The following is a 6,741-nucleotide window of genomic DNA, read 5'->3' as shown; positions in this document are numbered from 1 at the left end:
CGGGTAGGGCGGCAGGTTCGTGGGGGTCTGCGGTCGATAGGTTAGTGTCTTCGCCGTGGGTCTTTAACCCGGGGTGAAGGCATTAACCTATCGAGAAGCCACTACCCTATCGAAGTATTACCGGGAATCCACTCCGCATACCTGTGGACAAACACTTTTTCGGTAGAATCCGCGAAGTTATCCACAGATTTCACAAATCAAGCCCCACAACCTCACACAGCCTGCCAGGATAAAGCCTATGAACACCGTAACTATTCCGTGGCAACGCGTCCCAAACGTACTACCGGCTACACCAGAAATTACCCGCGCCGCAGAACTACACCCATTCGTGCTGAACTCCCAGATGCTCAACCTGCGAGGAATCGGACCGAAACGCATTCGCAAGCTAGTGGCGGAAGGGTCTCTGCAACGTATCCAGCGAGGAGCCTATATTTACACCCGCGATGCCCAAGCACTCACCCCCGAAGAGCGGCTCACGGTACGGTGCATCGCTGCTCAGATGATGGGTCTTCAAGGGATCTTCTCCCACACATCAGCCGCGGCGCTATGGGGACTTGATATACTCTCTGTTCCCCAAATGATAAGCGTGTATAGCTGTAGTCATAGCACCTCTGACAAGGGAAGAATCACCCGGCATTACAGCGCCACCGGCCCCGAGGAAGTCACCAGGTTACCCGGCACATCCATCATGGTGGCGACGGTGGCTCGCACACTGCAGGATTGCGCTCGTAGCATGCCCTTTCGGGAGGCGGTGGTCCTCGCCGACTCCATCATGCGGCGAGGACTCTTGGAACCCCGCGAGGTAACCGAGATTCTGCTGAACCTCACGGGGTACGGCAGTTCCGCAGGGCCCCTCCTGGCGCAGGCGGTGGATGCATCCAGCGAGTCGGCGGGCGAGAGCCTCACCCGGTGCCTGCTCATGGAGCACAGGCTACCCCTGCCCGTAACGCAGTACCCGATTTCGTGCGAGGGTCGTAACTACCGGGTGGACTTCGCCTGGCCCAAGGCGCGGGTCATTCTCGAGTTCGACGGTGAACAGAAATACGCGGACCACTCCGGCAGGGACCGGTATGAGGCAGCCCGAGACCGCGCACTGACCCGCGCCGGGTGGAGAATCGTGCATCTAACCTGGGCTGATATTTTTCAGAAAGAGCGGGAAGTTATTGCCCATCTTCGGGGTCTGCTCATACGGCAGGGCTAACGCTACAAATTTCGACCATAGGTTAGAGACTTCTGCCATGGTTTTTAACTACGACAGAAGACACTAACCTATGGCACAAACCTGCCGCCCTACCCGCGTCTCGCCTCCGCACCCCATTTTCTGGCGTCTGACTGGCGCCCAACCTGTCCAGACTTGCCCCGACCCGCCATCGACCTGCCCGGAGGGGATACAATATATGAGGCGCACGCAGTGTGCGCATATCATCAACCGCGTGTACCCGGCTACTGTCTATAGTCGTGAGGTGCCCGCTATGAAAGGAATGTCTGTGCTTCGCACTCACACCAACGGCGAGCTGACCGCCGCAAATATTGGAGAGACTGTTACCCTGACCGGTTGGGTGGCTCGCCGCCGCGACCACGGTGGTGTCGCCTTCGTTGACCTGCGTGACCGTGAGGGTGTCACCCAGTGTGTTTTCCACAATGAGGCTGATTTTGAGCACCTGCGCAATGAGTATGTTCTGCGTGTGACTGGTCTGGTGACTAAGCGCCCGGAGGGTAATGAGAACCCGAACCTGGCGACCGGTGAGATTGAGGTTGAGGTGTCCGCCGTTGAGGTGCTGAACACTGCCGCTCCGCTGCCTTTCCAGATTGATGAGCACGTTGAGGTGGGTGAGGAGGCGCGCCTGCGCTACCGCTACCTGGATCTTCGCCGCCCGGAGCCGGCTCGCATCATGCGCCTGCGTTCGGACGCGAACCGTGCGGCACGCAACCTGCTGGCTGAGGACGGCTACATTGAGGTTGAGACTCCGACTCTGACCCGTTCGACTCCTGAGGGTGCGCGTGACTTCCTGGTGCCGGCTCGTCTGGCTCCGGGTTCGTGGTATGCTCTGCCGCAGTCCCCGCAGCTGTTCAAGCAGCTGCTGCAGGTGGGCGGTATTGAGAAGTACTACCAGATTGCCCGCTGCTACCGTGACGAGGATTTCCGTGCGGACCGTCAGCCTGAGTTCACTCAGCTGGACATTGAGGCTTCGTTCGTTGATCAGGAAGACATCATTGAGCTGGGCGAGCGCATCGTTGAGGCTGTGTGGAACCTGATTGATGTGAAGGTTCCCCGCCCGATTCAGCGCATGACCTACAAGGATGCGATGGAGAAGTACGGTACGGACAAGCCTGACCTGCGTTTTGGTCTGGAGCTGACTGAGCTGACCGAGTACTTCAAGGACACTACTTTCCGCGTGTTCAAGGCTCCTTACGTGGGTGCTATTGTGATGCCCGGTGGTGCTTCTCAGCCTCGCCGTACCCTGGACGCTTGGCAGGAGTGGGCTAAGCAGCGTGGCGCTAAGGGCCTGGCTTATGTCCTCATTCAGGAGGATGGCGAGCTGACCGGTCCGGTGGCTAAGAACATTACTGATGCTGAGCGTGCTGGCCTGGCTGAGGCTACCGGCGCGAAGCCCGGTGACTGCATCTTCTTCGCTGCTGGTGAGGCTAAGGCTTCCCGTGCGCTGCTGGGTGCTGCTCGTGTTGAGATTGGTCACCGTACCGGCCTGATTAAGGACGGCGAGTGGTCCTTCGTGTGGGTTGTTGACGCTCCCATGTTTGAGTCTTCCGCTGAGGCTACCGAGTCCGGTGACGTGGCTCTGGGTCACTCCGCGTGGACTGCTGTGCACCACGCGTTCACCTCCCCGAAGCCCGAGTTCATGGATACTTTCGACACCGACCCGGGTTCGGCTCTGGCGTACGCTTACGACATTGTCTGCAACGGTAACGAGATTGGTGGCGGTTCGATCCGTATTCACCGCCGTGACGTGCAGGAACGCGTGTTCGCTGTGATGGGCATTGGTGAGGAAGAGGCTCAGGAGAAGTTCGGCTTCCTGCTGGATGCGTTCAAGTACGGCGCACCGCCCATGGGTGGTATTGCGTTCGGTTGGGACCGTATTGTGTCTCTGCTGGCTGGCGTTGATTCGATCCGCGAGGTTATTGCGTTCCCGAAGACCGGTAATGGTTATGATCCGCTGACTGCGGCTCCTGCACCGATTACTCCGGAGCAGCGTAAGGAAGCTGGCGTTGATTTCAAGCCGAAGAAGAAGGACGAGGAGTAATCTTCTCTAGTCTTTGGTCGTGCGCCCCGTAGGGGGTGTGGGGCTGCGCGGCGTGAACCCGGCGGGCGTTGAGCTGTGCCGGGGTTGCCGTTGAGGGTGGGCTGTGTATTCTGCTGGTGCAGGGTCGCAGCCCACCTTTTGTATCATCCGGCTTGTGTACTAATCAAAGGGGGAGGGGAACATGCGTATTCTGATTGCTGGCCCGAGCGGTAGCGGTAAGACGACGTTCGCGGCGCGGTTGGGGCGCCTCCTGGACATTCCGCATACGGAGATGGACTCGTTGCATTGGGGCCCGAATTGGACTCCGCGCCCTAGTTTTGAGGCGGATGTTCAGGCGCTCATTGAGCAGCCTGCGTGGATTACGGAGTGGCAGTATCCGCAGGTACGCGGCCGCCTGCTGGAGCGTGCGGATGTGGTGATTTACCTGCGCTATAGCCGTGCGGTGGTCATGTGGCGTGTGGTTCGCCGGACGGTGCGCCGTGCGGTGACGGGTCAGAGGCTGTGGGCGGATAATGTGGAGCCGCCGCTGTGGAATATTCTGCGCGACCCGGACAACATGATTCGGTACACGTGGAGGAGCTACCCGCATGTTGGGGAGTTGCTGGCGGAGGCTCGCGGGCAGCATCTGCAGAAGCGTTTTATTGAGTTTCGTACCCCGCGGGCGGCGAACCAGTTTTTGCGTGCCGTGCAGCTGCGCGGCGTGCTCTGATGGCGGTTGCCCTTAAACTAGCTGCCTCGAAACCAGCTGCCGAGTGTGGTGTTGAAAGAGATGTAGAGCTGGGTGAACGCCGGCTCCAAGTTGAAAGGTGAACCCAAGTTGAAAGGTGAACGATGCGAGTAGTTATTCAGCGCGTAACCCGCGCGGCGGTGCGCGTGAACGGTGAGACGGTCGGCGCGATTGAGCAGCCCGGCTACCTGGCGCTGGTCGGTATCACTCACGGCGACGGTGCGGCGCAGATCGCGAAGCTTGCCGATAAGACCGCGAACCTGCGCCTGCTGGAGGGGGAGAAGTCCCTCCTCGATGAGGGCGCACCCGTGCTGGCGGTCAGCCAGTTCACCCTGTACGGGGATGCGAAGAAGGGTCGCCGCCCCTCCTGGTCTGCCGCCGCGCCCGGTGCGGTGAGCGAGCCGCTGTTCAACGATTACGTTCAGGCGCTGCGTGAGCGTGGCCTGCACGTGGAGACCGGCGTGTTTGGTGCGGACATGCAGGTGGAGCTGGTCAATGATGGCCCGGTGACCCTGATTCTCGATAGTGAGACCCTCTAGGCCGGCGCCTTCGATAGGTTAGTGGATTGCCCGGGGTTTAAAGCTTTGCCCCGGGGTTTAAAACCCACGGCGAAGACACTAACCTATCGAAAACCCGTGTGGTGTCACGCCGCGAGCTAAATCCGCAGCTGTATATCCACACCCCGTACCTGCCTCCAGATTGTGAAACGATAGAGTAAGACTATGGCTGATTCCCTCTTTGATCTTGAGCTGCCCGACGACGGGGACCGCGTGAGCCTGATTGGCGCCTCCACTGAGGAGCCCTCCTCGCGTGCCTCTGCATCGCGTGCGCACTCTTCCCGTTCGGCGTCTCGTGCGCCGTTGGCGGTGCGTATGCGTCCGCGCACGATTGATGAGGTTCTCGGCCAGGATCATCTGCTGACTCCCGGTGCGCCTCTGCGCGTGTTGGCGGGGGAGAACGCCGGACCGGCTGGCCCGTCCTCGGTGATTCTGTACGGTCCTCCGGGTACGGGTAAGACCACTCTGGCGCATGTGATTGCGCGCGCGCCGGGTCGTAAGTTTGTGGAACTTTCGGCGATTACCGCGGGTGTGAAGGACGTTCGCGCGGTCATGGATCAGGCGCTGCTCGACCGCGACATGTACGGCACGACCACCGTGCTATTCCTGGACGAGATTCACCGTTTCACGAAGGCCCAGCAGGATGCGCTCCTGCCCGGCGTGGAGAACCGCTGGGTGATTCTGGTGGCGGCTACGACGGAGAACCCGTCGTTCAGCATCATTTCGCCGCTGCTCTCGCGCTCGCTGCTGTTGCGGGTTCATTCGCTGGAGCAGTCCGATATTGAGCGGCTGATTGACCGTGCCCTGGCTGACCCGCGCGGTTTTGGTGGTGCGGCGGTCATTGACGAGGATGCGCGCGCCCACCTCGCGGCGGTTTCTGGAGGCGATGCTCGCCGCTCCCTGACTTCCCTGGAGGCGGCGGCTGCGATTGCCTTTAGCGAGGCTGAACAGGCGGGGGAGAAGTCCCCGGAATCTGCCGCGCCGGTGCGCATCACCCTGGCGCATGCTACGGAGGCGGTGGACCGCGCCGCGATCCGCTACGACCGTTCGGGCGACCAGCATTATGACGTGGTGAGCGCCTTCATTAAGTCCATGCGCGGCTCTGACGCGGACGCCGCGGTGCACTACCTGGCGCGCATGTTGGAGGGCGGCGAGGACCCGCGGTTTGTGGCTCGTCGCATCATGATTTTGGCGAGTGAGGATATTGGTTTGGCTGATCCCCAGGCGTTGCAGGTGGCGACGGCTGCGGCGCAGTCGGTGGCGCTGGTGGGCATGCCGGAGGCGCGTATTATCCTTTCGCAGGCGGTGATTTATTGTGCGCTCGCGCCGAAGTCGAATGCGGCGTATAACGCGATTAATCGTGCGATTGCGGATGTGCGTGCGGGTGCTTCGGGCCAGGTTCCGGTGCATTTGCGTGATGGCCATTATGCGGGCGCTAAGCAGTTTGGTCACGGCGTGGGGTATGTGTATGCGCATGATGAGCCGGGTCATGTGGCGGCGCAGCAGTACCTGCCGGATACTCTGCGCGGCACGGTCTATTACGAGCCCACGCAGCATGGTTTTGAGCGTACGTTGACGGAGCGTCGTGAGCGTATCCGTAGGATTCTTGACGGCGGCAATTAGCCGCGCGGATTTATTACGCAAGCCACCCGCACCAAACAGTAGGCAAACAGAAAGCGGTGCGTAGTACCTCGGTAGTACTGCGCACCGCGTCAGAGTTTTGAGTTTGTGATAGATGTCTTGGCCGTCGGCCTTCCCGGAAGGGCGGACGCCAAGCTTGTTATGGTCTCTAGTCTAGGCGAGGGGGAGCCTGAAAGCAAGCTATTCCCATAAAGACACAGGTTAAAAATAACGAAATGATTACAATCCAACATCTCGGCGCCGCAATTTTCCGGGGAAGGTGCACCTAAATAGCTCTGACGGGTGCAAATATTGACTGTGGGGGTCGTGTGGGCAAGCATCATAAACCCACACGCACAGTGATTTGAACCAAAGATTTCCCAAAAGGCTGGTAAAGTCCGGGTGCATCCGGTAAGCTTGACGGGTCTGGCAATTACTATGCCCGCTTCCGTGCGGGCGTCAGTAATGTAGCTGCGGGGTACTCTGCCCCGAGCTCTCCGCCCCACCGCCGTACAGCAACGACCGAATCGGTCGCGTACGGATCCCAGCGGGGTCAACCGAGGAGGCCAGTATTCAA

The 6,741-nt window shown here is 60.1% G+C and carries 5 protein-coding genes and 1 pseudogene; all 6 read left to right on the top strand.

Annotated features, from left to right (window positions below; all coding sequences use genetic code 11):
- Nucleotides 1–238: 238 nt before the first annotated feature.
- Nucleotides 239–424, top strand: a pseudogene (locus tag Q0216_RS10610) (type IV toxin-antitoxin system AbiEi family antitoxin domain-containing protein); the annotation flags it as partial.
- A 309-nt stretch (nucleotides 425–733) separates the two neighbouring features.
- Nucleotides 734–1,201, top strand: coding sequence for an endonuclease domain-containing protein (locus Q0216_RS00355; RefSeq protein ID WP_298591946.1), 468 nt, complete (start codon nucleotides 734–736; stop codon nucleotides 1,199–1,201).
- Between the two features lie 286 nt (nucleotides 1,202–1,487).
- On the top strand, nucleotides 1,488–3,260 hold the full coding sequence (gene aspS / locus Q0216_RS00350; RefSeq protein ID WP_298591945.1) for an aspartate--tRNA ligase: 1,773 nt from the start codon (nucleotides 1,488–1,490) through the stop codon (nucleotides 3,258–3,260).
- Between the two features lie 181 nt (nucleotides 3,261–3,441).
- Nucleotides 3,442–3,969: an adenylate kinase gene (locus Q0216_RS00345; protein WP_298591944.1), complete on the top strand. Its 528-nt coding sequence runs from the start codon at nucleotides 3,442–3,444 to the stop codon at nucleotides 3,967–3,969.
- Nucleotides 3,970–4,091: 122 nt separating this feature from the next.
- Nucleotides 4,092–4,526: a D-aminoacyl-tRNA deacylase gene (gene dtd, locus Q0216_RS00340; RefSeq protein ID WP_298591942.1), complete on the top strand. Its 435-nt coding sequence runs from the start codon at nucleotides 4,092–4,094 to the stop codon at nucleotides 4,524–4,526.
- A 183-nt stretch (nucleotides 4,527–4,709) separates the two neighbouring features.
- Nucleotides 4,710–6,167, top strand: a complete 1,458-nt coding sequence (locus tag Q0216_RS00335; RefSeq protein WP_298591940.1) for a replication-associated recombination protein A — start codon at nucleotides 4,710–4,712, stop codon at nucleotides 6,165–6,167.
- The last annotated feature ends 574 nt before the right edge of the window (nucleotides 6,168–6,741 follow it).

The organism is uncultured Rothia sp., assembly GCF_937976295.1.
In the GTDB taxonomy this organism is placed as follows: domain Bacteria; phylum Actinomycetota; class Actinomycetes; order Actinomycetales; family Micrococcaceae; genus Rothia.
Note: the sequence above shows the minus strand (reverse complement) of the source record. Positions and strands in the feature narration are given on the sequence as shown.

Bases quoted from the DNA above. Each gene is read 5' to 3' on its own strand.
- Q0216_RS00345 (WP_298591944.1), top strand. From the start codon at position 3,442: ATGCGTATTCTGATTGCTGGCCCGAGCGGTAGCGGTAAGACGACGTTC.
- Q0216_RS00355 (WP_298591946.1), top strand. From the start codon at position 734: ATGCCCTTTCGGGAGGCGGTGGTCCTCGCCGACTCCATCATGCGGCGA.
- dtd (WP_298591942.1), top strand. From the start codon at position 4,092: ATGCGAGTAGTTATTCAGCGCGTAACCCGCGCGGCGGTGCGCGTGAAC.
- Q0216_RS00335 (WP_298591940.1), top strand. From the start codon at position 4,710: ATGGCTGATTCCCTCTTTGATCTTGAGCTGCCCGACGACGGGGACCGC.